The organism is Thermophilibacter sp. (assembly GCF_966187215.1).
This window is the reverse complement of record NZ_CBIFYV010000006.1, coordinates 19,057-45,879: the sequence shown is the minus strand read 5'-3', so window position 1 is coordinate 45,879 and position 26,823 is coordinate 19,057. Positions and strand designations below refer to the sequence as shown.

The 26,823-nt window shown below is 70.6% G+C and carries 16 protein-coding genes; 7 read left to right on the top strand and 9 right to left on the bottom strand.

The features are described 5' to 3' along the window. The coding region (locus ACWTSU_RS00845; RefSeq protein WP_455138011.1) for a transglutaminase family protein at nucleotides 1–2,420 on the top strand (2,420 nt) is incomplete at its 5' end. Nucleotides 2,421–2,547: 127 nt separating this feature from the next. On the opposite strand, the gene htpG is transcribed toward ACWTSU_RS00845, so the two are convergent. Together htpG and ACWTSU_RS00835 are read right to left on the bottom strand one after the other, a co-directional pair. Beyond that, a complete protein-coding gene (htpG, locus tag ACWTSU_RS00840) occupies nucleotides 2,548–4,584 on the bottom strand; it encodes a molecular chaperone HtpG (protein WP_455138010.1) in 2,037 nt (678 codons plus the stop codon). Nucleotides 4,585–4,869: 285 nt separating this feature from the next. Next, nucleotides 4,870–5,730 (bottom strand): spermidine synthase, encoded by an 861-nt coding sequence (locus ACWTSU_RS00835; RefSeq protein WP_455138009.1) that lies wholly within the window; start codon nucleotides 5,728–5,730, stop codon nucleotides 4,870–4,872. 127 nt (nucleotides 5,731–5,857) lie between these two features. Between ACWTSU_RS00835 and yaaA the strand changes: the two genes are divergently transcribed. The 4 genes from yaaA to nox all read left to right on the top strand — a co-directional run bounded on the left by yaaA (nucleotide 5,858) and on the right by nox (nucleotide 11,098). Continuing rightward, nucleotides 5,858–6,610, top strand: a complete 753-nt coding sequence (gene yaaA, locus ACWTSU_RS00830) for a peroxide stress protein YaaA (protein ID WP_455138008.1) — start codon at nucleotides 5,858–5,860, stop codon at nucleotides 6,608–6,610. 51 nt (nucleotides 6,611–6,661) lie between these two features. Then, on the top strand, nucleotides 6,662–8,245 hold the full coding sequence (locus ACWTSU_RS00825) for a TerB N-terminal domain-containing protein (RefSeq protein WP_455138007.1): 1,584 nt from the start codon (nucleotides 6,662–6,664) through the stop codon (nucleotides 8,243–8,245). A 78-nt stretch (nucleotides 8,246–8,323) separates the two neighbouring features. Next, nucleotides 8,324–9,625, top strand: coding sequence for an ATP-binding protein (locus ACWTSU_RS00820; protein ID WP_455138006.1), 1,302 nt, complete (start codon nucleotides 8,324–8,326; stop codon nucleotides 9,623–9,625). Between the two features lie 138 nt (nucleotides 9,626–9,763). Continuing rightward, the gene (nox, locus tag ACWTSU_RS00815) at nucleotides 9,764–11,098 is read left to right on the top strand and encodes a H2O-forming NADH oxidase (protein ID WP_455138005.1); all 1,335 of its coding nucleotides are present in this window, start codon (nucleotides 9,764–9,766) and stop codon (nucleotides 11,096–11,098) included. An 88-nt stretch (nucleotides 11,099–11,186) separates the two neighbouring features. On the opposite strand, the gene ACWTSU_RS00810 is transcribed toward nox, so the two are convergent. Both ACWTSU_RS00810 and ACWTSU_RS00805 read right to left on the bottom strand, forming a co-directional pair. Next, nucleotides 11,187–12,245: a ribonucleotide-diphosphate reductase subunit beta gene (locus ACWTSU_RS00810; RefSeq protein WP_455138004.1), complete on the bottom strand. Its 1,059-nt coding sequence runs from the start codon at nucleotides 12,243–12,245 to the stop codon at nucleotides 11,187–11,189. A 37-nt stretch (nucleotides 12,246–12,282) separates the two neighbouring features. Then, nucleotides 12,283–14,817: a ribonucleoside-diphosphate reductase subunit alpha gene (locus ACWTSU_RS00805; protein WP_455138003.1), complete on the bottom strand. Its 2,535-nt coding sequence runs from the start codon at nucleotides 14,815–14,817 to the stop codon at nucleotides 12,283–12,285. A gap of 237 nt (nucleotides 14,818–15,054) precedes the next feature. Between ACWTSU_RS00805 and ACWTSU_RS00800 the strand changes: the two genes are divergently transcribed. Next, a complete protein-coding gene (locus tag ACWTSU_RS00800) occupies nucleotides 15,055–17,427 on the top strand; it encodes a DEAD/DEAH box helicase (RefSeq protein WP_455138002.1) in 2,373 nt (790 codons plus the stop codon). Nucleotides 17,428–17,570: 143 nt separating this feature from the next. On the opposite strand, the gene ACWTSU_RS00795 is transcribed toward ACWTSU_RS00800, so the two are convergent. From ACWTSU_RS00795 to ACWTSU_RS00780, 4 genes are all read right to left on the bottom strand, one after another. Next, nucleotides 17,571–18,263: an ATP-binding protein gene (locus ACWTSU_RS00795; protein ID WP_455138012.1), complete on the bottom strand. Its 693-nt coding sequence runs from the start codon at nucleotides 18,261–18,263 to the stop codon at nucleotides 17,571–17,573. Nucleotides 18,264–18,388: 125 nt separating this feature from the next. Further along, nucleotides 18,389–20,128 carry a [FeFe] hydrogenase, group A gene (locus tag ACWTSU_RS00790; protein WP_455138001.1) on the bottom strand — a complete coding sequence of 580 codons (1,740 nt, stop codon included), beginning with the start codon at nucleotides 20,126–20,128 and terminating at the stop codon, nucleotides 18,389–18,391. Continuing rightward, nucleotides 20,122–21,948, bottom strand: a complete 1,827-nt coding sequence (locus tag ACWTSU_RS00785; protein WP_455138000.1) for an NAD(P)-binding protein — start codon at nucleotides 21,946–21,948, stop codon at nucleotides 20,122–20,124. The genes ACWTSU_RS00790 and ACWTSU_RS00785 overlap by 7 nt, the downstream gene beginning before the upstream one ends. Before the next feature lie 323 nt (nucleotides 21,949–22,271). Then, nucleotides 22,272–23,219: a hypothetical protein gene (locus ACWTSU_RS00780; RefSeq protein WP_455137999.1), complete on the bottom strand. Its 948-nt coding sequence runs from the start codon at nucleotides 23,217–23,219 to the stop codon at nucleotides 22,272–22,274. A gap of 471 nt (nucleotides 23,220–23,690) precedes the next feature. Between ACWTSU_RS00780 and ACWTSU_RS00775 the strand changes: the two genes are divergently transcribed. Continuing rightward, nucleotides 23,691–24,260 carry a hypothetical protein gene (locus ACWTSU_RS00775; protein ID WP_455137998.1) on the top strand — a complete coding sequence of 190 codons (570 nt, stop codon included), beginning with the start codon at nucleotides 23,691–23,693 and terminating at the stop codon, nucleotides 24,258–24,260. Nucleotides 24,261–24,340: 80 nt separating this feature from the next. Here ACWTSU_RS00775 and ACWTSU_RS00770 read toward each other — a convergent pair whose 3' ends face one another. Continuing rightward, nucleotides 24,341–26,818 (bottom strand): homocysteine S-methyltransferase family protein, encoded by a 2,478-nt coding sequence (locus ACWTSU_RS00770; RefSeq protein WP_455137997.1) that lies wholly within the window; start codon nucleotides 26,816–26,818, stop codon nucleotides 24,341–24,343. Between the last annotated feature and the right edge of the window lie 5 nt (nucleotides 26,819–26,823).

Below are 26,823 nucleotides of genomic sequence, written 5' to 3'. Positions count from 1 at the left end.
TGGCCGGCCGCGCCGGCGCGGCCACGGCGGAGGAGCGTGCGCGTACGGCGCGGCGCCTGGCGGGGACGGGCACGGGACGGCGGCGCGTGGCGCTCGTCACCTGCGACGAGCGCGGATCGCTCGCGGAGGAGCTGCACCGCGGGCCGCTCGGGCGCAATCTCATGGTCGTGGGTACCGGCACCGCGGCCGGGGCCGGCCCCGCGCGCGAGGGGCGCGCGGACGACGCCGGCGCGCCGGGCGGCGAGAGGGGCCGGGAGGGCGGCGCTCGCCACGCGCGGGAGGCCGCGGGCGGGCTCGCGCGCGAGCTCGTGGCCCTTCTCGCCTGCTGCGCGCTCGCCCTGCTCGTTATGGTCCCGCTGGGGAGCATGATCCACGAGGGCGTGTGGGAGGCGCCGGTGACGGCGCTGCTGGGCGCGGGCACGGGCCTCGGCGCGCTCGCGGGCTCGCTGCTGAGGCGACGCGGGACGCGGGGCTGGGTGCGGGCGCTCGTGGCGGCGGTCCTGGCCGCCGCGCTCGTGGCCACGGGCGCCGCGCACGCGCTCTGGCTCTTTGACGAGCGCGTGGACCCGGCGTCGCCCGCCCGGGAGACCGTCGTCTGGCGCGACGGCACAGGGGCCGGCGAACTCCTCGACGCCGAGGGCTCCCCCGACGCCGCAACGGCCCTGCGCACCATCATCCAGGTGGGGTCGGCCCAGCTCGCCGGCACCGACGCAAGCGGATCCGAGCAGGCGTGGGACCTTCTCGTCATCCTCGCGGGCGCGGCGCTGGCGGCGCTTGCCTGCGCGCTCGCCTCGTCGCGGGCGGCGCGGGCGGCCGTCGCGCTCGTCCCGCTGGCGCTCAGCGCGGCCGACCAGGTCGTCATGGGACCCGCGGCCCAGCTCGACTGGGTGGGCGTCGCCGTGGCGCTGGGGCTCGCGCTCATCTGGCTCTCGGTCTGCGAGCGGCCGCGTCCGGCACGGGCGCTGGTCGTGGCCGCCCTCTCCTGCGCGCTCGGGTGGGCGGGCGGCACGCTCGCGCCCGCGGAGGGCTCCGCCGTCTGGTCCGCGCGCGGCACGCGCGTCGAGACCCTCGTGGACCTCTCGCGCGACCTGCGGCGGCGCTCGTCGGCCGTGGTCCTCACGTACCAGACCACCTCGACCGCCCCCGTCTACCTGCGCATCGGCGTGCTCGACCGCTTCGATGGGTCCACGTGGGGCTTCTCGGGGGACGCGACCGAGGGTGACTCGCCGCTCGTGCGCGCCGGGATCCCCGGGAACGCGGACGGCTGGGGCACGCTCACGACGCCGCTCGTTGCCACGACCGTATGGCCCCTTGAGGACGCCGGCCCAGACGCGCCCGTCCCGCCCGGGACCGCCATGCTCGAGGCGACCGACGACGGCGGCTGGCGCGCCACGGGCCGCTACGTCAGGCCCATCCAGGCCGCGGGGCAGACCGACTCGCTCGTCAACCTTGCCTACGAGCTGGACGGCTACGGCGGCGCCCAAAGTGTCCCGGACGACGCGACGCTCGCCGTGCCCGACGAGGTGCCCGCCGAGGTGGAGGAGGTGGTCGCCCGGGCGCGCGACGAGGGGGCCGACGCGAGCCGTGCCAACTCTGCCGGGCAAATCAAGGCCGGCCAGCTCCCGGCCGTGCGCTGGCTCGTCTCGTACTTCACCGACGGGAGCTTCACCTACTCGCTCGACGCACCGGGCGGCGACGGACAGGACAACCTCGCCGCCATCGGGGAGTTCCTCCGGACGAAAAGCGGCTACTGCACGCACTACGCCACGGCGTTCGCGCTGCTCGCGCGCGAGCTGGGGGTACCGTCGCGCGTGGTTCTGGGCTACGCGCCGGGAGGCGGGGCGGACGAGAGCGGCACCTACACGGTGACGATGCGGCAGCTCCACGCCTGGGCGGAGGTCTGGGTGGACGGCATCGGATGGGTGGGCGTGGACGTGACGCCAGCCGCGACGGACGCGGGCGAGACGAACGACGGGGACGCGACGGCCCCGGAGACCGGGGACGAGGTGACGCCCACCGACGAGGCACCGACGGCCGAGGAGCCCGCGATTCCCGACGCCGACCCGGACGCGGGCGAGACGGACGAAGATGCCGCGGGCGCGGCGGACGGCACCGACCCGACCGATGGGGAGCCTGGCGCCGGCACGGCGCCCTGGGCCGCCGCCGCAGCCGGCGTCGCGGCGGTGCTCGCGGCCGCCACGGGGCTTCTCGCCCACCGGCGACGCCCGGCCGCGAGCTGGCAGGAGCTCTGGGAGCGCGTCTGCCGCGCGGCGCGGCGCGCGCACCTGCGCTGGGGCCCCGAGCTCACCGAGGGCGAGGTGGCCGAGCTCATCTGCGCGCGACTGGGCGGCGACGAGCGGCTCGCCGGCATCGTCCGCGCCATCGCCCGCAACGCCTGCCTCGAGCGCTACGGCCGCTGACCGTCAGACGGCGCATGCGAGCGGGCCCCGCCAAGGCTCGCCGCGAGTTCTTCTCCGCACCAAAGGTGCGGAGAAGCTGTCTGAGCGCCGAGCTTTGACGGGGCCCTCCCCCATATGTGCGTTCTGGCTACATCAGCTCGCAGACCTGGGACGCGAAGGCCACGGGGTCCTCGGGCATGATGCCCTCGACGAGCAGGGCCTGGTTGTAGAGAAGCCCCGCGTAGAGGCCCACCTTGTCCTTCTCGCCGGCCTCCTGTGCGGCCTGCAGCTTCTTGAAGACCGGGTGCTGGGCGTTGACCTCGAGCACGCGCGTGGCCTTGGGGGCCTGGTCGGCACCCTCGGGGCCGGCGGCGAGCACCTGCTCCATCTCGAGCGAGACCGGGCCCTCGGAGGTGATGACGGCCGGCGCGCCATCGGCGGCCAGGCGCGTGGACACCGCGACCTTCTCGACCTTGTCGCCCAGAGCCTCCTTCATGGCGTCGAACAGGCCCTCGTTGGCCTTGGTGGCCTCCTCGGCGGCCTTCTTCTCGTCGTCGGTGGCCAGGTCGAGGTCGCCGGCGGTCACGCTCTTGAGCTCGAGCGCGCGGTCCTCGGTCTCGGGCTCGGCGCCGTCGGCCTGGGCCTTCTCGGCCGCCTCGCGCTCGGCGTCGGTGGCGTAGGCCTTGGGCAGGCCCTTGGCCGTGAACTCGCGCATGGCCTGGAAGCAGAACTCGTCCACGTCCTGCGTGCAGAGCAGCACGTCGTAGCCCTTGGCGAGAACCGCCTCGACGACCGGCATCTTGGCCAGGCGGTCGCGGTCGGGACCGGCGGCGTAGTAGATCGCCTTCTGGCCCTCGGGCATGGCCGCGGCGTACTCCTGCAGCGTGACCATCTTCTTGTCACGGGCGCTCCAGAAGAGGAGCAACCCCGCGAGCTCGTCGGCCTTCATGCCGTAGCTCTGGTAGATGCCGTACTTGAGGCCGCGGCCGAAGTTCTCGAAGAACGTCTCGTACTTCTCGCGGTCCTGGTCGCGCATGGCCTCGAGCTCGGAGGTGATCTTCTTCTCGATGCGACGTGCCATGGCCTGGAGCTGACGGGTCTGCTGCAGGGTCTCGCGCGAGATGTTGAGGCTCACGTCGGAGGAGTCGACCACGCCGCGGACGAAGTTGTAGTAGTCGGGCAGCAGGTCGGCGCACTTCTCCATGATCAGCACGTTGGAGCTGTAGAGCTCGAGGCCCTTCTCGTAGTCCTTGCTGTAGAGGTCGAAGGGGGCCTTGCCGGGGATGAACAGCAGCGCGTCGTACTCGAGCGTGCCCTCGGCGTGCAGGCTGAAGGTGCGGGCGGGGTCGGCCCAGTCGTGGAAGGTGGACTTGTAGAACTCGTTGTACTCGTCGTCGGTGACCTCGGAGGCGCGCTTCTTCCAGATCGGGGTCATCGAGTTGATGGTCTCGAGCTCGGTGTAGTCCTCCCACTCCGGCTTGTAGTCGTCACCGGCGTCGGCAGGCTTCTCCTTCTCGCGGCTCTTGGTCACGAGCATCTTGACCGGGTAGCGCACGTAGTTGCTGTAGCGCTTGATGAGCTCCTGGAGCTTGTACTCCGAGAGGAACTCGGAGTAGGAGACGCCGTCGTCGCCCTCGGTGTCGTCCTTGAGGGTGAGGACGATGTCGGTGCCGCACGCGTCGCGGTAGGCGGGGTCGTCCGCGGGGACGGGCTCGATCGTGTAGCCCTCGACGCCGTCGGAGGTCCAGCGGTTGCACTCGTCGGAGTCCCAGGCGCGCGTGATCACGCTGACCTCCTTGGCCACCATGAACGCGGAGTAGAAGCCCACGCCGAAGCGGCCGATGATGTCAACGGCGTCGCCCTGGGCGTCGGCGTTGGCGGCCTTGAACTCCTCCGAGCCGGAGTGGGCGATGGTGCCGAGGTTCTTCTCGAGCTCGTCGACCGTCATGCCGATGCCGTTGTCCGAGACCGTGATCGTGCGCGCGCCCTTGTCAAAGGCCACGTTGATGGCGAGGTTGTCCTGGTCGACCTTGACGGAGCTGTCCGTGAGGCTCTTGAGGTAGAGCTTGTCGATGGCGTCCGAGGCGTTGGAGATCAGCTCGCGCAGGAAGATCTCGCGGTTGGTGTAGATGGAGTTGATCATCAGGTCGAGCAGCTTCTTGCTCTCTGTCTTGAACTTGCGCATGCGACGCTCCCTTTCGTGCGATCCGTCAAACGTTCGCTAGTCTACCCGTTTTGAGATTATCTAAGTCAGTGGCGCTTAGATGTGCCGAACGAGTGTCGCGGATGGCGAAAGGCGGTCTCGCAACGCGCCCGTGGCCTTCGGGAAATCAGTGGTTTTTTGGGACGCCTGAAAGTAGCGGCGCTCGTCGTATTCGCAAAGCAGCAGGTCAGGAAATGGCACTTCCCAGGTGATACTTGGGGCTCACGCCAAAATCCACCGATTTCTCCCAGGCGAGGGGCACGGCCCCTACGCAGAGCCCTCGTCGAGCAGGACGTCGCCCAGAAAGTCGGTGTCGTAGCCGATGGCGCCGGGGAGCTCGAGCGGGGCGTCGGAGGCCACGACGAGGTAGTTGTCCTCGGCGGCGTGGACATCGTCGGAGCAGGGGACCACGGCCGCGTGCGAAAAGACCACGAGGGCCGTGGCCACCACGGAGCGCAGGAAGCTCACGTCCGCGCCGCCCGCGCACGAGACCACGTTCATGAGGCAGGCGCCGCCCGGCGCGAGCGCGCGGCGCACGAGGCGCAGCGCCTCCACCGTGGCGAGCCGGCGCACGGGCTCGGCGCCCACGAAGGCGTCGAGGACCACCGCGTCGTAGGCGCCCGACTCGGCGTCGCGCTCGAGGAAGGCGCGCCCGTCGGCCGTGATGACGCGCAGGTCGCCGCCATCGGCGCGGGCGCGGGCAACGGCCTCGTCGAGGAAGAACCAGCGGCGTGCGGCGTCGACGACGGGGGCCTCCAGCTCCACCACGTCGGTGCGCACGCCCGGGTGCTCGGCGGCCACGAGCTTGGGGAACGCGAAGCCGCCCCCGCCCACGACGAGCAGCCGGCGCGCGTCGGGACGCACAGAGAAGAGCAGGTCGAAGGCACGGTAGTAGGCAAAGACGGGCTCCATGCGCCGCTCGCCGAGGTAGGTGGCCGACTGGTAGACGCCGCCGGTGCGCAGCACGCGCACCCGCTCGCCCGCGGCGTCGCGCGTGTCGTAGACGAGCGCGGGGCCACCGGCACAGCGCACGAGGTGCGGCCGCGCGCGCCAGAGCGCTCCCAGCCCCGCGACGGCCGGCACCGCCAGCGCGGCCAGCGCCACGCGGATTCCTCGCCTGGCGACCATGCGCCCTCACCTCCCCGCGACCATCATAGCCGGGGGCCCGCAGGCGCGTGCTACGATTGCGCGGGCAGAAACGGGAGGGTCACATGCCGCGCCCGGGGGACCGCCGCCACGATGTGAGGAGCCGACCATGCGTCTCACCCTGATGATCTCGCCGGCCAAGAAGATGCGCGAGCTGGACGCGGAGCCCCGGCCCCGCCGGCTGCCGGAGCTCGTGGGGCGCGCCGAGCGGCTCGCGGAGGCCCTGCGCTCCCTCACCCGCGACGAGGCGCAGGCGCTCTGGCGCTGCAGCGACCGGCTCACGGACCTCAACTACGAGCGCCTGGGAGCCCTCGACCCGCGCCGCGCGCACACCGCCGCGGTCTGCGCCTACGACGGCATCCAGTACACGCACCTCGCCGCGTCGGTCATGACCGAGCGGCAGCTCTCCTGGCTCGACGACCACCTGCGCATCCTCTCGGGCCTCTACGGCGTGCTGCGCCCGCTCGACGCCGTGGTCCCCTACCGGCTGGAGATGCAGGCGCGTCTTTCCGTAGACGGCGCGCGCGACCTCTACGGGTTCTGGGGCGCCGAGCCCTACGAGCGCATCGCCGCGACCTGCGACCTCATCGTCAACGTGGCGTCGGTCGAGTACGCCCGCGCCGTGACGCCGCACGTGCGCGCGGACGGCCCGCAGGTCCTCACCTGCCTGTTCGGGACCATCCGCGACGGCCGCCTGCGCCAGGCCTCCACCGAGGCCAAGGCCGCGCGCGGCACCTTCGTGCGCTGGTGCGCCGAGCGCGAGGTGAGCGACGCGGCGGAGCTGCGCGCGTTCGCGGAGCGCGGCTACGCCCTCGACGAGGGGCGCTCCGACGACGCCACGCTCGTCTTCGTGCGGCCGTAGCGCGAGCGGCCCCCGGGCGGCTACGATAGGGTGGCGTCACGAGGGGGTGGCATGGCGGACGTCGACGCGATAATCCGGCAGATCCTGGAGGCGAGCCGCGCCAAGGGCGGGCGGGCGCTCCCCACCGAGCGCGTCTACGGCGACGAGCCCATCCTCATGCGCGGCTCGCAGATGGCGAGCTACCTGCCCGAGCCCATTCGACGGATGCGCGCGCTCGGCCGCAGCCCCCAGGCGCGCGCGTGGTCGGACGCGCATCTGTTCGTGGAGCAGGCCCGCCTCATGGCCGACTACACCGACGACTGCCCCTACCAGGGCAGCTTCATGAGCTACTTCCCCACCTACGACGCGATGAGCGACCGCCAGCTGCGCGGCTACTTCACCTGGCGCACCCGCGTGCGGCAGGGGCAGATTGAGCCCACGTCCGCCTCGTTTGCCTACGTCTACCTCTACGAGCTCATCAACGGCATCGGCGTCGAGCCCGGCGAGAAGGGATTCCGCGCCATCGAGTCGTTCTGGCAAAGCTACCGCGTCCACGAGCCCGCCATCGACCGCTACGTGCGCCCCTGGCTCGTGGACTACGTGGTCTACCACGACCTCGACCCCGCGCTCGCGACGCCCTACCTCGACCTCGCGCACGACCGCGCCGTGGGCGTGCTCGCCCGCGCCGAGGCCGAGGCGCTCGCGGCCGCGCCCGCCCGCGGCCGCAAGGCCCCGCCGCGCCCCTACGCCCGCCTCGCCGGGCGTGACGACGAGCTTCTCGCCGCCCTCGACGAGCTCTCCACCTACCGCATCCGCGGGGCCCGGCTCTACCGCGACGAGCCCGAGGCCGTGCGCTCGGTGACCGGCGCCGTCTTCGACCGCCTGGCGCGCCACAGCCGCTCGAGCCGCAAGCAGGGGTTCGTGGCCGGGCTCTTTGGCACGCGCCACGCCATGCCGCACCTGATGTTCGCCTCGGCGGTCTTCTACCCCGCCGAGCGTCACCCGGACTGCGTGGTCGAGCTCGCCGAGACGCGCCGCTACGTGTGCCGCGGCGGCATCTGGACCTGCGAGGCGCTGCACGACGGCGGCGGGCGCAGCTCGCGGCTCGGCCAGATCCTGCGCGCCGTGGACCGCCGCCTTCGCGCGGCGCTCGACTATCCCCACCCGCTCAAGGACCACGCCGACCCCAAGTATCTCGTGCAGATCATCGACCGCGAGGTGAGCGCCTATCTCGCGTGGCGCGCGGCGCACGCCCCCGTGCGCGTGGACATCGACCTCTCCAAGCTCGCGGGCATCCGCAGCGCCGCCGCCGCGACGCGCGAGGCCCTGCTCGTGGACGAGGAGCGCGCGGACGAGCCGGCGGCCGAGAGGGTCGCGGAGGTCGAGAAGGACGCCGAGGCCACGCCGGCGGCGGCGCCAAAGCCGGCCCCGACCGCCGCGACCGTCCCGGCGGTCGACCTCACGACGGAGGAGCGCGCGCTGCTCGAGGCCCTTCTCGCCGGGCGCGCGGCAGGCGACGCGGGCCCGGACCTCCTGGTGGACGCGATCAACGAGAAGTTCCTCGACCTCGTGGGCGACACGGTCCTGGAGTTCGACGAGACCGGCGCGCCCGCCCTCGTGGAGGACTACGTCGACGACGTGCGCTCGCAGCTCTGATTGGCCGATTTCGAACACGTGTTTGTACTCGTCCGGACCCTGTGCTACCATTCAAGGCCCGGACGGAGAGGAGCGCACATGGCCGAGGGCACGAGGGTCCCCAAGCGCATCGCGGCGGTCATCATCAACTCGCTCAAGGGCGGCGTGGTGCCGCGCATCGGCCTGCCCTACATCACCGTGGGCCGCGAGCGCGAGATTCAGGCCCTCCTGCACGACCTCGACCTCGTGGCGGACGGCGGCGCGAGCTTCCGCTTCCTCGTGGGGCGCTACGGCGCCGGCAAGAGCTTCCTGCTCCAGACCATCCGCACGCACGCCATGGGCAACGACTTCGTGGTGGCCGACGCCGACCTCTCGCCCGAGCGGCGCCTCCAGGGCGGCCAGGGGCAGGGACTGGCCACCTACCGCGAGCTCATCCGCAACCTCTCCACCAAGACGCGGCCGGAGGGCGGGGCGCTGCAGCTCGTGCTCGACCGCTGGGTCGCCGCCCTGCGCGAGCAGGCGGACCCCCGCTCCGCGCTGAGCGAGCAGCTCGCCCCCATCCGCGAGCTCGTCTGCGGGTTCGACTTCACCCGCGTCATCACGCTCTACTACGAGGCCACCCTCGAGGGGGACGACGAGCGGCGCGCCGGCGTGGTCAGGTGGCTGCGCGGCGAGTTCCGCACCAAGACCGAGGCCCGCGCCGAGCTGGGCGTCAACGCCTGCGTCACGGACGACACCTGGTACGAGTACCTCAAGCTCTTCGCGCAGTTCCTCGTGGGCGCCGGCTACAGGGGCCTCGTCGTGCTCATAGACGAGCTCGTGAACCTCTACAAGATCCCCAACGCCGTCTCGCGCCAGTACAACTACGAGAAGATCCTCACCATGTACAACGACACCCTCCAGGGCAAGGCGCGCCACCTCGGCATCATCATGGGCGGCACGCCGCAGTCCGTCGAGGACCGCCGCCGCGGCGTCTTCTCCTACGAGGCGCTGCGCAGCCGCCTCACGCAGGGGCGCTTCGCCAGCGCGGGGCTGTCGGACATGCTGGCGCCGGTCATCCACCTGGAGCCGCTCACCTACGAGGAGCTGCTCGTGCTCATCGAGAAGCTCGCGGACATCCACGCGGGCTACTTCGGCTACGAGCGCACGCTCACCGAGGAGCAGCTCGTGAGCTTCCTCAAGGTGGAGTTCGGCCGCGTGGGCGCCGAGACGCACCTCACGCCGCGCGAGGTGATCCGCGACTTCATCGAGCTGCTCGACATCGCGTGCCAGAACCCCGGCACCAACGTGGACGAGCTGCTGCGCTCGGACGCCTTCTCCGGCGCCGTGGCGGCGCCCGCCGAGACCCGCGCCGCCGAGGGCGGCGACGTGGACCCCGCCTTCGCCGAGTTCACGATCTAGGACCCTCGCGCGGCCGCCGCATGGGGGCTCCCGCGCGCCGCTCGCGGACGCGTGCCCCGTAAATTGCCATCGCGCATGTATCATATTGGCGGCGCGGGCCGTCCGCGCCGAGACAGGCCCCGGCCCCGAAGGAGCGACATGAACGTAGTGATCGTAGGCACCAACCACGCCGGCATCGCCGCGGCGAACACCCTGCTCGACACCTATCCGGACGTGCGCGTCACCATGATCGACCGCAACACCAACCTGAGCTACCTCGGCTGCGGCACCGCGCTGTGGGTCGGGCGCCAGATCGACTCCTACGAGAAGCTCTTCTACACGAACGCCGCCGCGTTCGAGGAGAAGGGCGCCGAGGTCCACATGGAGACCGAGGTCACGGACATCGACTTCGACGCCCGCATCGTGAGCTGCCGCGCCAAGGACGGCGGCACGTTCGAGCGCCCCTACGACAAGCTCATCCTCGCCACCGGCTCGCTGCCGATCTCGCCCAAGCTGTCCGGCGCCGACCTCGAGGGCATCAGCTTCCTCAAGCTCTTCCAGGAGGGCCAGGACGTCGACCGCCAGATCTCCGACGACCGCGTGGACACCGTCGCCGTCATCGGGGCGGGCTACATCGGCGTGGAGATCGCCGAGGCCGCGTGCCGGCGCGGCAAGCGCGTGCGCCTCTTCGACGTGGCCCCCACCTCGCTCGCGAGCTACTACGACCCCGAGTTCGCCCAGCTCATGGACGAGCGCCTGGACAAGGGCGGCATCGAGTGCCACTTCGGCGAGGCCGTCGAGGCCTACGTCGGCGACGAGGCCGGCCACGTCCGCGCCGTGCGCACCGCGCAGGACACCTACCCCGCCGACCTCGTGGTCAACGCGATCGGCTTCGTCCCCAACACGGCGCTCGGCCGCGACCACCTCGAGCTTGGTGCGAAGGGCGCCTACCGCGTGGACGCCCATCAGCGCACGAGCGACCCGGACGTCTACGCCGTGGGCGACTGCGCCACGATCTACTCCAACGCCCTGCGCCAGGAGACCTACATCGCCCTGGCCACCAACGCCGTGCGCACGGGCATCGTGGCGGCGCACAACGTCGCGGGCACCCCGCTCGAGATGATCGGCGTCCAGGGCTCCAACGCCATCTCGGTCTTTGGCCTCAACCTCTGCTCCACCGGCCTCTCGGTCGCCGCGGCCGAGCGCGCCGGCATGGACGTGCTGCACACCGACTTCTCCGACCTCCAGCGCCCCGCCTTCATGCGCGAGAACGCCGAGGTCAAGATCCGCATCGTCTACGAGCGGGACTCGCGGCGCGTGGTGGGCGCGCAGATGGCCTCCGAGTACGACGTCTCGATGGGCATCCACATGTTCTCGCTCGCCATCGAGGAGGGCGTGACGATCGACAAGCTCAAGCTGCTCGACATCTTCTTCCTCCCCCACTTCAACCAGCCGTACAACTACATCACGATGGCCGCCCTCAACGCCGAGTAGCTCCCGGCGAGAAGGACGCAAGACGGCGCCGCCGCCCCGACCCGGGACGGCGGCGCCGCTCTTCTCGCCAGGCTCTTCTCGCCGGGCGCTAGAGGTCGTCCACGAGCGCCGTGGACTTGGCGTAGGCCGTCGAGCGCGCCTCGAAGAAGTCGGTCTTGACCATGTTGGCGTTGCTGTACTGCGATACCCACGCCATGTCGGCGGGCTCGCCGGTCACGTCGGGGTAGAGCGTGCCGTAGCCGAGCGAGGACCAGCGCAGGTTGCCGAGGTAGCGGATGTAGTCGCTCACCATCTGACGGTTGAGTCCCTCGACCTCGTCGCCGATCACGTAGTGGCCCCAGGCGATCTCCTGGCGCACGCCCTCCTCGAGCATCGCGCGCAGCTCGGCGACCATCGCGTCGTCAAAGAGCTGCGGCTCCTCGCGCTGCAGCTCGAGGATGATGCTGCGGAACAGCCACAGGTGCGTGTTCTCGTCGCGGTTGATGTAGCGGATCTCCTGCGCCGAGCCCGGCATCCGGCCCATGCGGGCGAGGTTGTAGAAGAACATGAAGCCCGAGTAGAAGTACACGCCCTCGAGGATGAAGTTGGCCATGAGGACCTTGACGAGGCCGCGCGCGTCGCGGCGCTCCTGGAACTCGTTGTAGCGCTCGCCTATGAAGGTGTTGCGCGCGAGCAGGTGCTCGTCGGTGCGCCACTGGTAGAGCACGTCGTTGCGCTCGGCGGGGTCGCAGATCGTGTCGATCATGTAGGAGTAGCTCTGGCTGTGCACGCACTCCTGGAAGGTCTGGATGTGCAGGCACAGGTTCACCTCGTTGGCGGTGATGTACTCGCTGACGTTGGGGAGGTTGGCCGTCTGCAGCGAGTCCAGGAAGACGAGGAACGAGAGGATCTTGTCGTAGGCGCGGCGCTCGGCGGGCGGCAGGTTGGGGTAGTCCTTCACGTCCTGGGAGAGGTTGATCTCCTCCGGGATCCAGAAGTTGTTCATCGCCTGCCGGTACCAGCTCGACACCCACGGGTAGCGCAGGTTGTTGAAGTCGTTGAGGTTGGTGGTGTTGCCGCCGATCATGCGCCGGTCGCGCACGTCGGTGTCGCCGTCTGGGTTGAAGAGCGGCTTGCTCCGCAGGCGCTCGGTTGGCTGGACGGTCACGGGGTCTCCCTTCTTCTCGCTTTGTGCCGGCATCGGCCTAGCTGGCGCAGCTCTCGCACTCCTCCACCTCGAGCGAGCGGCTGCGCACGTAGTAGAGCGTCTTGACGCCGGAGCGCCACGCCTCGAGGTACAGGCCCAGGACCTGGCGCATCGTGTAGTCGTTGGTGATGTAGAGGTTGACCGACTGGGCCTGGTCGATGTGGCGCTGGCGCACGCCGGCGGCGCGCACGCTCCAGGTCTGGTCGATCGCGTGCGCCGGCTTGTAGTACCAGAGGGTCTCGGGCGAGAGCTCGGGCGCCACGCGCGGCAGCATCGAGCCCTTCTTCTCCTCGAGGAAGAAGCGCCGCATCACCGGGTCCACGCCGGCCGTGGTGCCCGCGATGATCGAGGTCGAGCTCGTGGGCGCCACCGCGAGCAGGTAGGCGTTGCGCATCCCCCGCTCGCGCACGCGCGCCGCGAGCTCCCGCCACGCCGGGGCGTCGTAGCCGCGCTTCTCGAAGTAGGCACCGGTCTGCCAGTCCGAGCCCTCGAAGAGCGCGTAGCTTCCGCGCTCGGCCGCCAGGTCGCACGACGCCTCGATCGCGAGGCGGTTCACGCGCTCGAACACCTCGTCGGCGAAGCGCAGGTGCTCCTCGCTCTCCCAGGTGATGCCGCGCCGGGCGAGCATGTGGTGGTAGCCCGAGACGCCCAGCCCGATCGCGCGGTAGCGGTTGCAGGTGAGCTCCGCGTAGGGCAGCGCGTAGAAGTTGAGGTCGATCACGTTGTCGAGGGCGCGCACGACGGTGCGCACGAGCGGGCGCAGCGCCTCCTCGTCCTCGACCGGCAGCCGCCCGAGCGACAGGCTCGCGAGGTTGCAGACCACGAAGTCCCCCGGGCGCGTGGTGGTGACGACCACGGTGTCGCCGTCGCGGGTCTCCACCTCGCGGGAGACCTCCTCGATCTCGCTGGTGTTCTGCGCGATCTCGGTGCAGAGGTTCGAGCAGTAGATCACGCCCGTGTGCGGGTTGGGGTTGGCGCGGTTCACGGCGTCGCGCATGAAGGCGAAGGGCGTGCCCGTCTCCACCGCGCTCTTGAGCACGAGGCGCACCACGTCCTTGACCGAGACCACGCGCTTCTCGATGCGCGGGTCGGCCACGCAGTCGAGGTAGCGGCGCTCCCACTCCTCGCCGAAGTAGTCCTCCAGCGCGTAGCCCTTCACGGTGAGGATGTCGTGCGGGCACATGAGGTGCCAGTTCTGGTCGAGGTCCTGCTCGGCCATCCGCCAGAAGAGGTCGGGGTAGCACACGGCCGGGAACACGTCGTGGGCCTTCATGCGGTCGTCGCCGTTGTTGGTGCGCAGCTGCAGGAACTCGGGCAGGTCGCGGTGCCAGGCGTCGAGGTAGACGGCCACGGCGCCCTGGCGCATGCCGAGCTGGTCGACGGCTACCGCGGTGTCGTTGATGACGCGGATCCAGCGGATCACGCCGCCCGCCACGCCCGAGAAGCCCCGGATCGAGCCTCCGGTGGCGCGCACCTTGCCGAGGTACATGCCCATGCCGCCGCCGAACTTGGAGACCTGCGCGAAGTTGTCCACGCTGCGGTAGATGCCCGTGAGCGAGTCGGGCACGGTGTCGATGAAGCAGCTCGAGAGCTGGTGGTGGGGCTTGCGCGCGTTGGAGAGGGTGGGCGTGGCCATCGTGACCTCGAGGCGCGAGAGCATGTCGTAGAAGCGGCGCACCCAGCCGAGACGGTCCGCGCGCTCGCGCAGCGCGAGGTGCAGCGCGATGCCGAGGAACATCTCCTGCGGGCTCTCGAGCGGAACGTGGTCGTGCGTGCACACCACGTAGCGCTTGACGAGAAGGTCGAGCCCCGCGTAGGTGAGCAGGTCGTCGCGGCGGTCGTCGATGAAGGTCGCCGCCTCGTCGATCTCGGCACGGGTGTAGCCCTCGAGGATGTAGCTGCCGTAGAGGCCCTCGTCGGTGAGGTGGCGCAGCTTGTCGTAGAGGGTGGCGAGGCCGCGCTCGCGCTCGGCGCGCGCGAGGGAGCGGTGGAACGAGAAGGCCAGCAGGCGCCCTGCCACGAGCTCCCAGCGCGGGGCCTCCTGGCTCGTGAGCTCGACGGCCGCCGTCGTCAGCAGGTCGAGGCGCTCGTCGGCCGCGGCGCCCCGCTTGAGGAAGGAGCGCCAGCGCGCCGCGAGCAGCGAGAGGGCGTACTCCGGCTCGGGGAAGTCCCGCTCGATGCGCGCCAGGCACGCACCGAGGCCCTCGACCCCCACGCCCTCGGCGAGGGCCTCCCGGGTCGCACGCAGCTCGGAGCGGCGGTGGCGATAGAGGATGTAGGCCTTGGCGGCGTCGAAGCAGCCCCGCTCCATGAGGGAGCGCTCCACGAGGTCCTGGATGCCCTCGACGGTCGTGACGTCCCGCGCCGCCATCGCGGCCTCCACGTCGGCGAGAAGGGCATCGAGAAGGGCGGCGTCGACCGGAGACCCCACCTCCTCGAGGGCGGCGCGCATGGCGGCCTTGATCTTGGCTCCGTCGTAGGGCTCGGTGCGGCCGTCGCGCTTGGTGATGGTTGCGGGCGTGGGTGTGCTCATGGTCGGTCCTCGTGCTCGTTGGCTGGCTGACGGTGCTCGGAGATGTCCACATGATGTGGATGCGTTTGGATTTGAACACAACATGCTGTGTCGTGGGACATATGCTATCAGACGCATGACATATTGGGAAGGGTCCACGTGCGGCTGAGGCCCGCGCCGCCGGCGGGCGGAGATTGTCGGCGGGCCACGTCCGTGGTTGCGCTATGATGGAACAGATGTTCCTTTCCGAGGAGGGCCATGTCCGTCTTTGACCGATACGCGCCGTTCGTGCAGGACTTCATCTACTCCCACGAGTGGGAGAGCCTGCGCGGCATCCAGGTCGCTGCCGGCGAGGCCCTCTTCGACACGGACGCCCACGTGCTGCTCTGCTCGTCCACGGCCTCCGGCAAGACCGAGGCGGCCTTCTTCCCCATCCTCACCGAGTTCTGGGAGAGCGCGCCCGCCTCGGTGGGCGCGCTCTACATCGGCCCCACCAAGGCGCTCATCAACGACCAGTTCTACCGCCTGACCGACCTCTGCGAGGAGGCGGGCGTGAGCGTGTGGCACTGGCACGGGGACGTCTCGGCCTCGCACAAGGCGCGCCTCATGCGCCGCCCCTCGGGCATCCTGCAGATCACGCCCGAGTCGCTCGAGGCGCTGCTCATGCGGCGCCACGCAGCCGTGGCCAAGCTCTTCTGCGACCTGCGCTACGTGGTCATCGACGAGATCCACTCGCTGCTGCGCCAGGACCGCGGCGGGCAGTGCCTCTGCCTCGTGGAGCGTCTGTCGCGCATCGCCGGCGTGGAGCCGCGGCGCGTGGGGCTCTCCGCGACCATCGGCGATCCCGAGGCCGTCGGCTCGTTTCTCGCCACCGGCACCAGCCGCGACTGCGTGATCCCGCGCGTCGAGGAGCCGCCCCGCACCTGGCGCATCTCGATGGAGCACTTCTACCAGAGCGGCCCCCAGGCCGACGAGGGTGCCGTGCCGTCCGCCGGCGGAGCGATCGAGGCCGACGTGATCTCGGTCGAGGCGGGGGCGCCGGAGCTACCTCCGTGCTCAAACAGCTTCGGCGCACAGAGCGCGCCTGCAGAACTGCGCGCGGAGGTAGCTCCGGCGCCCCTCGAGCCGGGCACTGATCTTGCCCCCGCCAACGCCGACCCCGGACTGGGATACATCTTTGAACATACAAAGGGCCACAAGTGCCTGATCTTCTCGAACTCGCGCGAGGAGGCCGAGGAGGTCTGCACCACGCTGCGCGCCTACTGCGAGTTCAACGGGGAGCCGGACCGCTTCCTCATCCACCACGGCAACCTCTCGGCCGCCATCCGCGAGGCCGCCGAGGAGCAGATGCGCGACGAGTCCTCCGACCTCTCGATCGTGGCGACCTCGACGCTCGAGCTGGGCATCGACGTCGGGCGCCTGGAGCGCGCCTTCCAGATAGACGCACCGTTCACCGTCTCGAGCTTCCTGCAGCGCATGGGGCGCACGGGCCGGCGCGAGCGCCCGCCCGAGATGTGGTTCGTCATGCGCGAGGAGCAGCCGGAGCCGCGCACCCTGCTGCCCGAGACCATACCCTGGAAGCTGCTGCAGGGCATCGCGCTCGTGCAGCTCTACCGCGAGGAGCGCTGGGTCGAGCCGCCCAACCTGGACCGTCTGCCCTACAGCCTGCTCTGCCACCAGACGCTCGCCACGCTCGCCTCCGAGGGCGAGCTCACGCCCGCGCAGCTCGCGAGCCGCGTGCTCACGCTCACCTACTTCCACCGCGTGAGCGCCGACGACTTCCGCGTCCTGCTGCGCCACCTCCTCGAGCGCGACTTCCTGGAGCGGACCGAGACGGGCGGGCTCATCGTGGGGCTCGCCGGCGAGCGCGTGACGAGCTCCTACAAGTTCTTCGCCGTCTTCCAGGAGAACGTCGAGTACACCGTGCGCGCCGGCTCCGAGGAGATCGGCACGCTCTGCGCGCCGCCCCCACCCGGCGAGAAGGTCGCCATCGCCGGGCACGTCTGGGTGGTGGACGAGGTGGACCACGAGCGCCACCTGCTCTACGTCACGCAGGTCAAGGGCAAGGTGCCCGCCTACTTCGGCGAGGTGGCCGGGGACATCAACACCCACGTGCTGGAGCGCATGCGGCGCGTCCTGGCCGAGCACGAGCCCTACCCCTACCTCATGGCCCACGCCCGCGCGCGCCTGCGCGACGCCCGCCACGTGGCGGCGGCCTCGCACCTCACGGACTCCCCGCTCGTCTGCCTGGGCGAGAACGACAAGGAGCAGACCATGTGGTGCCTGCTCCCCTGGCTCGGCAGCTACGCGTTTCTCGCCCTGGAGCGCCTGCTCAAGATCAAGTGCGCCGCCGATCTGGGCATCAAGGGGCTCGACTCCTCGCGTCCGTACTTCATGACCTTCGTCATGCGGGCCGACGAGCGCGCGTTCTTCTCGGTGGTGGCGGACGCCGCGGAGGCGCTCACGGACCCGATGGAGCTGCTCTACCCCGCCGAGGTCCCCTACTTCGAGAAGTACGACGAGATGGTGCCCGCCGAGCTGGTGCGCAAGGGCTTCGCCTGCGGGGTGCTCGACGTGGACGGCATGCGGGAGCGCGTGGCGCAGTGGTCGCGCCGGTACCTGGAGGGCTGATTCACGGCAATCGAGCGCCAGATGATCAGATTTCACGCACTCAAGGTCAGATGTCATCCGTTGACCATTGTGGCTTTTAAGCGAAAGCCGGCAGCCCCTCATCGACGTATCCTCGGGAAAACGTCACAGGAGGATGGCTCCCTTCAGGGCAGGAGCTCACCAATGGAGCGGTAGGGAACAAGCGCCCCGCGGCTCGTGCTCAGGTGCTCCCTTCCGCCGTAAACCACCGCGAGCTCGGTCGAGCCAAGCCCAAGCTCCTCGCGGCCGACCTTCTCGAGCGTGTCGAAGAAGCGCGAGTTGTACGTGGTCGAAGCCTTGCACTCGACGGCCCTCACGACGCGAGGGCCCTTCTCCACGAGCAGGTCGACCTCCCGCTTGTGAGAGTCTCGCCAGAAGGACAGCTGCGGGACGCGATGACGTGCCTGGATGCGCTTCACGAGCTCCCCAAAGACCGCCGTCTCGAAGACCTGGCCGATCATGCCGCTCGCACGAAGGTCGTCAGGGCCCTCGAGCCCGCAGAGAAAGCACATGAGACCAGCGTCCATGAGGTAGAGCTTGGGCGTCTTGACCAGACGCTTCGCCCTATTGGAGGAGTACGGTCGCAGGAGCCGAACGATGTGGCTCGCCTCGAGTATGGACACCCACTCGCGCGCCGTGTTTGCCGATATTCCGCAGTCCGACGCAAGGGAGGCCATGTTGAGCAGCTCGCCGCTGCGCAGGGCGCACAGCTGCAGAAAGTCGCGAAAGGCGGAGAGGCTGCGCACCCCAAGCTCCGCTCGGACGTCACACTCGAGATAGGTCTGGACGTAGTCGACGAAGAAGTCCTGGGGTTGGATGGATTAGCGCAACCGCTACTGATAGATTAGCGCAGTCTCTACTGATCGATTAGCGCAATCGTCCGATAGGAACGGCCCGGGTCGCGGCGCGCGACCCGGACCGATGCGTGGTCGAGGGGACGCCGTCAGCGCATGCTCCACGCGAAGTGGTCGGTGTGGAGCAGCTCCTCGGCGCGCTCGGAGAGCGGCTCGCCGAGGTAGTCGCGGTAGACGGCCTGGATGCTCGGGTTCTCGTAGGAGTTGCGCAGCTTGGATTTGCGGTCGAGCCCCCACAGCACGTCGCCGCGGACGCCCGCGAGCTCCTCGCCGTCGTGGATGGGCTGGCCACCGCCGCCCGCGCAGCCGCCCGGGCACGCCATGACCTCGACGAAGTCGTAGGAAACCTCGCCGGCAGCCAGCGCGTCGAGCAGCCGCCCGGCGTTGGCCAGGCCGCTCACCACGGCCACGCGCACCGGCGCGCCCGCCAGGTCGAACGTGGCCTCCTTCCAGCCGTCCAGGCCGCGGACCTCGCTGAACGCGTCCGGCTCGGGCGTGCGCCCGGTGACCACGTGGTAGGCCGTGCGCAGCGCCGCCTCCATCACGCCGCCGGTGGCGCCGAAGATCACGCCGGCGCCCGTGGCGGTGCCAAGCGGCTGGTCGAAGTCCTCCTCGGGCAGCGCGGCCGCGTCGATGTGCTCGGCACGGATCATGCGGTCCACCTCGCGCGTGGTGATCGAGATGTCCACGTCGGGGTCGCCGCAGGCGTCCGTCATCGTGGGGATGGCGACCTCGGCCTTCTTGGCCGTGCACGGCATGACCTCCACGCAGAAGATCCTGTGCGGATCGATGCCCATGAGCTCGGCGTAGTAGCTCTTGGCGATGGCGCCGAACATCTGGCCCGGGCTCTTGGAGGTGGAGAGCTGCGCGGTGAACTCGGGGCGCACCGCCTTGACGTAGCGCACCCAGCCCGGGCAGCAGCTCGTGAACATCGGGAACGCGGGCTTCTCGTCGTCCTGATCGCCCCGGTGGGAGAGACGCTCGAGAAGCTCGCTGCCCTCCTCCATGATCGTGAGGTCGGCCGAGAAGTCCGTGTCAAAGACGTAGTCCACGCCCATCTGGCGCAGCGCCGCCACGAGTCGGCCCACCGTGGCCTGCTCGCGCGGCAGGCCCAGGCCCTCGCCCCAGGCGGCGCGCACGGCCGGCGCGATCTGCACGATCACGACCTTCTCGGGATCTGCCAGCGCGTCAAAGACCCGCTGCGTGTCGTCGCGCTCGCGCAGGGCGCCCGTGGGGCAGTGCGTGATGCACTGGCCGCAGAGCGTGCAGTCGGCGTCCCAGATGCTCCCGCCGCCGCGCACGTTCACGGACGTGTGCGTGGCGCGGTTGGCGAGGTCCCACACACCGAGCCCCTGGATCTTCTCGCACACCTGGATGCAGCGCAGGCAGTTGACGCACTTGTCGTTGTTGCGGATGAGCGGGAAGGACTTGTCCCACGGGTCGTGCATGAGGCGCTTCTCGTAGGGCAGCTCGGCGATGCCGAGGTCGTTGGCGAGCGTCTGCAGCGTGCAGTTGCCCGAGCGCACGCAGCTCGTGCACTCAGAGTCATGGCAGGCGAGGAGAAGCTCCATGTTCTGCCGGCGCGCCGCGCGGACCTTGGGGCTGTTGGTGCGTACGACCATGCCCTCGAGCACCGTGTTGTTGCAGGCGGCCACGAGCTGGTCGATGCCCTCGACCTCCACCACGCAGATGCGGCAGGCGCCGATCTCGTTGAGCTCGCGCAGGTAGCAAAGCGTGGGGATCCTGATGCCCGCGGCGGCCGCGGCGTCGAGGATGGACGTGCCCTCGGCCACGCTGACCGCGCGGCCGTCGATGGTGAGGTTTACCACTGCTCGATCCTCCCCCCGCGGAACGCGCCGAAGCCGAAGTGGTCGCAGCGGAGGCACCGCGATGCCTCCTGGTGCGCCTCCTCGTCGGTGAGGCCGTTCTCGACGATGTCGAAGTCATGGATGCGCTCGGCCGCCTCGCGCTCGCGCATCTCGCAGCGCGCGCAGGAGATCTTGCCCTTGAACTGCACGGGCGGCAGCTCGACGTCGAGCTCAATCTTGTGGTTGTAGCCGAGGTGGTTGTCGATGTTGCCGGCCGCGACCTTGCCCGCGTTGATGGCGCGGATGACGGTGGCCGGGCCGCTCTGGCAGTCGCCGCCCGAGAAGAGGCCGGGCTGGCCGGGCACGGCGCCGTCCGGGTCGGTGACGATGCGGCCCCACTTGCAGGGCACGCCGACCCCCTCGAACGTGGCCGAGTCGATGTCCTGGCCGATGGCCACGATCACGCGGTCGCACGGGACCACCACGTCGCCGCCCTCGGCCGGGCGCGGCGCGGGGCGCCCGCGCTTGAGCCCGCCGATGATCTGCGGCGTGACCTTGAGGCCGGCCACGCGGCCCTTCTCGTCCACCACGACCTCCTTGGGCGCGTGCAGGTCCATGACCTCGCAGCCCTCGGCCTCGGCGCCGGCGATCTCCTCGTCCTGCGCCGTCATGTCTGCCACGCGGCGGCGGTACGCGATGATGACCTTCTTGGCGCCCAGGCGCACCGAGGTGCGGGCCACGTCCATGGCCACGTTGCCGCCGCCCACCACGGCCACTGTGAGGCCGGCGAAGTCGGGCGGGTTGTCGTCGCCCATGTCGCGCAGGAGCTGGACCGCGGACATGACGCCCTCGGCGTCCTCGCCGGGCAGGCCGAGCTTCTTGTCCGCGTGGGCGCCGATGGCCAGGTAGACGGCATCGTAGTCCGCGCGCAGGCGCTCGAGCTCGGCGCCGTCGACCGCGTGGTCCACGTGCGCCTCGATGCCGCAGTCGAGAATCCACTGGATCTCCGAGTCGAGCTGCTCGCGCGGCAGGCGGTAGTTGGGGATGCCGTAGCGCAGCATGCCGCCGAGGTGGTGGCGCTGCTCGTAAATCGTGACGTCGTGGCCCATGAGCGTGAGGTAGTACGCGCAGCTCAGACCGGCCGGGCCGCCGCCGATGACGGCGATGCGCCTGCCGGTCGCGGGCTTGATGTTGGGCTGGTAGTCGCCCGCGTGCTCCACGGCGTAGCGCTTGAGGCCGCGGATGTTCATCGGGTCGTCCACCATGCCGCGGCGGCAGTGCATCTCGCAGGGGTGCTCGCAGACCAGGCCGCAGACGAGCGGCAGCGGGTTGTCCTTGCGGATGAGGCGCACGGCCTCGGTGTAGCGTCCTGCCTCCACGAGCGCGATGTATCCGGGGATGTCCACGCCGGCCGGGCAGCCCGAGACGCACGGCACGGTCTGGTGCTGCGAGAAGCCGCAGGCGTGCTTGGTGACGTGGTGCTCGAAGTCGTCGCGGAAGCCCCGGATGGCCATGAGCGCCACCTCTCCGGCCTCGTAGCCGATGGCGCAGTCGCTCGACAGGTAGACCGTGCGCGCCGTGGACTCTATGAGGTCGAGCGTCTCTGTGGTGGCGCGGTTGTTGAGGACGTCGTTGAACAGGTGGCGGAGCATGCGCAGGCCGTTTCTGCACGGCGTGCACTTGCCGCAGCTCTGCGTGGCGCACATCGCCACGTAGGACGCGGTGAACTCCACCGGACACGGGGCGAGCGAGCTCACGGACAGGCGCTTCTCGAGCATCTCGTGCATGCTCGACATGATGGCCTGCGACTCGCTCTGCTCCATGACGTGCATTCTCGCCATAGGCCTCTCCTCGCACTCTGGAGTCTTCGCCGCGGCCCCCCAGCCGCGGCATAGGGGAGTAGCTTAGCGCCCGCACGGACCGCGCCCGGCGGCGCATCGGCGTGCGGCTGCGGGTAGTGCGTGGATGGACGTCGGACGAGCCCGCCCGAGGCCACTCGGGAGGCGACGGCGCGACGACTATGTACACCGCGACCCCGGCGAGTTCTTCTCGGCACCCTCTCCCACCTGCGGCGCTATAGAGGGTGTCCCCGTGTGGGGTGTACATAGTCGGCAGGGGTGTACATAACCGTCGGGATGCTGGGCCTGGATGGGATCCGGACGCGTCAGGCACGCAGGAGCTCGCGGACCAGGTCGGCCTGAAGCCGGTCGAACGCGGGGCCCTCCGGCAGACGGCGGCCAAAGCGCTCCATCACGCGACCGACCAGGTGGCGGCGCATGGCGTCGTTCCTGAGGATGCCGGCGGTGACCGAGCGCACCATCCACCCGATGTCGCGCAGGCCCTCGTTGCGACTGCTGTCGGCATCCACGGCGGACGGCGTCGTGTGCCAGCGGTAGCTGTCGTATTCCAGGATGATGCGCTGCTCGTACCAGCACAGGTCGACCACCACGTAGGGCTTGCCGAGCGCGGCCTGCAGGTCGGGCGGAATGTCGATGCGGACGTTGAGCCGCGGCGCGGGAAGGCCGCAGCCGCCCAGCTCCTCCGGCAGCGTGAAGAGCAGGACCACGACGGTCTCCATGGGCGAGCGCGACCCCGGCACCACGCGCGCGAGGGCGGCCCGCGCCCGCTTGGCGCCGTACCCGTGGTTGTCGGCGAGGTCCCTGAGCAGCTCGGCCGGGTTGGCCAGGGGCGCGCGGCGACGGAATCCGTCCTCGGTGCCCGGGACACGCGCATAGAAGCCGCACACCTCCATGCCGATGACCGTCCCCTCGACCAGGTCGCGACGCGCCGCCATGCCCTGCAGGCAGAAGCCCGGCGAGGCGAGGAGCACGCGGGGCGTCAGCTGGTAGAGCGCACCCGGCGGAAGCGGCACCGACCAGACGTGGCAGACGACGCGCGCCGAGCGGATGCGGTGCGCGGCGGAGTCCACCAGGACGTGGAGGGGACGGGCGTCGGTCGCCTCGAGGCGCGAGGCCCTGAGGACCTGCTCGTTGAGCACGTCCTCGGAGGCGGTCGACCACCCCCAGGGTTCGGCCGCGGGCGCGCCCAAAAGCCGGATGACGCCGGGCTCTCCCCATATGACCAGCGCTGATCTGTCGGTTACGGAAATCATGGTGGTGCCGACTATAGGCAGACGCCCGAGCGCGTGCCTGACGCCCAGCTTCCCGCTGTCTGACGCGCGGACGCGTCGGACCAGCTCAGCGATGTTGCAGAGGCCCCGCCGGCGCGGGGCCGGCAATCCGCCGGCGGGGCCGTCCGGGTCGTGGGCGGTGGCGCGGGGCCCGGGCGGCGGCATCGGGGGCGGAAACCCGTTCGAGAGCGACACATTTCGGCACCTTTTGGACAAAGTCAGGACGACTATGTACACCCGTGCCGACTATGTACACCCCACGCGAAGACACCATCTACAGCGCCGCAGGTAGGAGCGGGTACCGAGAAGAACTGTCCGGGGTTGCGGTGTACATAGTCGGCAGGGGTGTACATAGTCGGCGCCGGAGCGCCCGCCCACCGAAACCTTACGACTCGCTGAAGGAAATCTGGGAAACTTTCGGGCAGCCCGTTCGTGCCTGACGAAAGGATCCCCATGAAGAAGCGCAGCCTGAGAGCGCTCGTCTGCTCGCTCGTCGCCGTCCTCGCCGTGGCGTGCGGCCTCGCCGTCACGGCGTGCTCCCCCGGGCAGAGCGACGAGGACGCCATCAAGCAGGACCTCGCCGCCAACCTCGACGAGATCAAGAACGCCGACGAGGACGCCGTCCAGGACCTTCTCGCCAACGAGGACACCTCGATGTTCGAGCAGCTGGGCGTCGACCCCACCGAGTTCTTCTCGGCCATGCTCGACGGCTTTGACTACACGATCGACTCGGTGACCGTCGACGGCGACACCGCCACGGCCTCGGTCAGCGTCACCTGCAAGTCCATGTCCACCATGCAGTCCGACGCCATGAGCGCGGTTTACGCGCTCATGGACGACCCGACCGAGATCGCGGGCATGAGCGAGGACGAGATCATGCAGCTCGCCGGCCAGACCATGATGGAGGCCATCAAGGGCTCCGAGACGCACGAGTCCGCCTACGAGTTCACCTACGAGAAGGTCGACGGCACCTGGACCATCCAGGACAGCGGCGACGAGTTCATGAGCGCCGTGTTCGCGTAGACGCGAGCCACGGGGCGGGACCGGGGGCGTCGGCCGCGGCCGGCGCCCCTTTTGTGCCACGCCCGTCGGCCGGCGCGACCCTAGCCCAGCACCTCGCCGGCGATCCGCACGGTCTCCATAGCGTCGCGCGCGTAGAAGTCGGCACCCACCATCTGCGCGTACTCGGGCGTGAGCACGGCGCCGCCGACCACGACCCTGCACCACGGCGCCCGCGCGCGCAGCAGCTCGATCGTCTCGGCCATCGCCGGGACCGTGGTGGTCATGAGCGCCGAGAGCCCCACGAGCGGCGCGCGGCGCTCCTCCACCGCGGCGACCACCGTCTCGGGCGCCACGTCGCGTCCCAGGTCGACGACGTCGTAGCCGTAGTTCTCGAGCAGCATCCGCACGATGTTCTTGCCGATGTCGTGGATGTCGCCGCGCACGGTGCAGAGCACCACGCAGCCCTTGGCGGCCATGCCTGCCTCGCCGGCGGGCGTCGCCGCGCGGATGACCTCGAAGCCCGCCTTGGCCGCCTCGGCCGAGGCCATGAGCTGCGGCAGGAAGAACGTCCCCGCCTCGAAGCGCCGCCCGACCTCGTCCAGGGCGGGCACGAGCCCCTCGTTGATAGCAAAGAGCGCGTCGTGGGCGAGAAGGACCTCGGACACGGCATCGGCCGCCGCCTGCGCGCGCCCGTCGATCACGAGCGCACGAACGCGCTCGATGGGGTCGGCCGCCGCCTCGGCGCCCGCGCCGGCCCCCGCGGGCGCGCCGGCAGCCGCCCCGGGTCTCTCGCCACCCGCGCCCGACGGCGCGGCCGCCGCGTCGTCCGTGCGCCCCGCGTAGTGCTCCACGTAGAAGCGCGCCGACTCGTCCTCGCCGGAGAGCACGCGCCAGGAGTCCACCACGTCCATCATCCGACGCGAGCCGGGATTGATGATCGCCAGGTCGAGCCCCGCGCCCAGCGCCGCCGCGAGGAACGTCGCGTTGACGAGCGGGCGCAGCGGCAGCCCGAAGCTGATGTTGGAGACGCCGAGCACCGTGCGCACGCCGGGCAGCTCGGCCTTCACGGCGCGGATGGCGTCGAGGATGGCGCGCGGCGCGCGCTGGTCGGTCGAGGCGGCCATGGCCAGGCAGTCGACGACCACGTCATGGCGCGGGATGCCGGCGGCGTCGGTCGCGGCCACGATACGGCGCGCCAGCTCGAGGCGCCCGGCGGCGGTCTCGGGAATGCCGCGCTCGTCGAGCGTGAGCGCCACCACCGCGCAGCCGTAGCGCGCCACGATGGGCAGCACCGCCGCCAGCGAGTCGGCCCGCGCGCTCACGGAGTTGACGAGGGGCTTGCCGGGGTAGCTGCGCACCGCCGCCTCGATGACGGACGGGTCGGACGAGTCGATCTGCAGCGGGAGCGTGGTCACGCCCAGAAGCTCCGGGACGAGCCGGCCCATCACGGCACGCTCGTCGATCTCGGGCAGGCCCACGTTGACGTCCAGGATCTGGGCCCCGGCGCGCTCCTGAGCCAGCGCCTCGGCAAGCGGGCGGTCGTGGTTGCCGCTGCGCAGGGCCTCCTTCATGCGGGGCTTGCCCGTGGGGTTGATCCGCTCGCCGATGACGCCGACCTCCCCGGGGGCCAGCGCCACCAGGCGCTGCGGGCCGCACACGGCAAAGACGTCGCGCGCGGCGCGGGGCTCGGGTGGCCGCCGGGCATCGAGAAGGGCACGCTCGGCCGCCGTGTGCGCGGGCGTGGTGCCGCAGCAGCCGCCCACGATGGTGACGCCCGCGTCGAGCATGCGCGCCACCGCGGCGGCGTACTCGTCGGGCCCGATGTCGTAGCGCGTGACGCCGTCCTCCACGCGCGGCAGGCCGGCGTTGGCCTGCACGACCACCGGGCGGCCCGCCCACGCGAGCACGCGCTCGGCGAGCGGCGCCACCTCGTCGGGGCCGAGCGAGCAGTTGATGCCCACCGCATCGGCCCCCAGCGAGCCGAGCGTGAGCGCGGCCACCTCGGGCGTGGTGCCCAGGAAGGTGCGCCCGTCCTCCTCGAAGGTCATGGTCACGAGCGCCGGCAGCGCCGAGTTCTCGCGCACGGCGAGCAGCGCCGCCTTGGCCTCGGCGAGGTCGGTCATGGTCTCGATGACAAAGAGGTCCGCGCCCGCCGCCACCGCCGCGCGCACCTGCCGCGCAAAGAGCTCGTAGGCGTCGTCGAAGGAGAGCGGCCCCATGGGCTCCAGGAGCTGGCCGGTGGGCCCGAGGTCAGCCGCCACGTAGCGCGGGCGCGCGGCGCGTGCGCAGGCCACGGCCGCCGAGAAGACCTCCTCCACGGAGGCCGCGTCGCCGAGCTTGGTTGCGTTGGCACCGAAGGTGTTGGTGGTCACCACGTCCGCGCCGGCAGCCACGTAGGCGGCGTGCACGGCCGTGACCTCGTCGGGGTCGGTGAGGCAGAGCAGCTCGGGCAGCTCACCGGCGGCCAGGCCGCGCTCCTGGAGCTGCGTGCCCATCGCGCCGTCGATCAGCAGGTAGCCCTCCCCCGCCAGCGCGGCGGCGAGAAGGTCGGACGTGGCGGCGGAACGTGCGTCGGTCATGGGTG

Coding starts and splice junctions, on each gene's coding strand:
- ACWTSU_RS00820 (WP_455138006.1), top strand. CDS start 8,324: ATGGCCGAGGGCACGAGGGTCCCCAAGCGCATCGCGGCGGTCATCATC.
- ACWTSU_RS00785 (WP_455138000.1), bottom strand. CDS start 21,948: ATGGCGAGAATGCACGTCATGGAGCAGAGCGAGTCGCAGGCCATCATG.
- nox (WP_455138005.1), top strand. CDS start 9,764: ATGAACGTAGTGATCGTAGGCACCAACCACGCCGGCATCGCCGCGGCG.
- ACWTSU_RS00825 (WP_455138007.1), top strand. CDS start 6,662: ATGGCGGACGTCGACGCGATAATCCGGCAGATCCTGGAGGCGAGCCGC.
- ACWTSU_RS00770 (WP_455137997.1), bottom strand. CDS start 26,818: ATGACCGACGCACGTTCCGCCGCCACGTCCGACCTTCTCGCCGCCGCG.
- ACWTSU_RS00800 (WP_455138002.1), top strand. CDS start 15,055: ATGTCCGTCTTTGACCGATACGCGCCGTTCGTGCAGGACTTCATCTAC.
- ACWTSU_RS00780 (WP_455137999.1), bottom strand. CDS start 23,219: ATGATTTCCGTAACCGACAGATCAGCGCTGGTCATATGGGGAGAGCCC.
- ACWTSU_RS00775 (WP_455137998.1), top strand. CDS start 23,691: ATGAAGAAGCGCAGCCTGAGAGCGCTCGTCTGCTCGCTCGTCGCCGTC.
- ACWTSU_RS00835 (WP_455138009.1), bottom strand. CDS start 5,730: ATGGTCGCCAGGCGAGGAATCCGCGTGGCGCTGGCCGCGCTGGCGGTG.
- yaaA (WP_455138008.1), top strand. CDS start 5,858: ATGCGTCTCACCCTGATGATCTCGCCGGCCAAGAAGATGCGCGAGCTG.
- ACWTSU_RS00805 (WP_455138003.1), bottom strand. CDS start 14,817: ATGAGCACACCCACGCCCGCAACCATCACCAAGCGCGACGGCCGCACC.
- htpG (WP_455138010.1), bottom strand. CDS start 4,584: ATGCGCAAGTTCAAGACAGAGAGCAAGAAGCTGCTCGACCTGATGATC.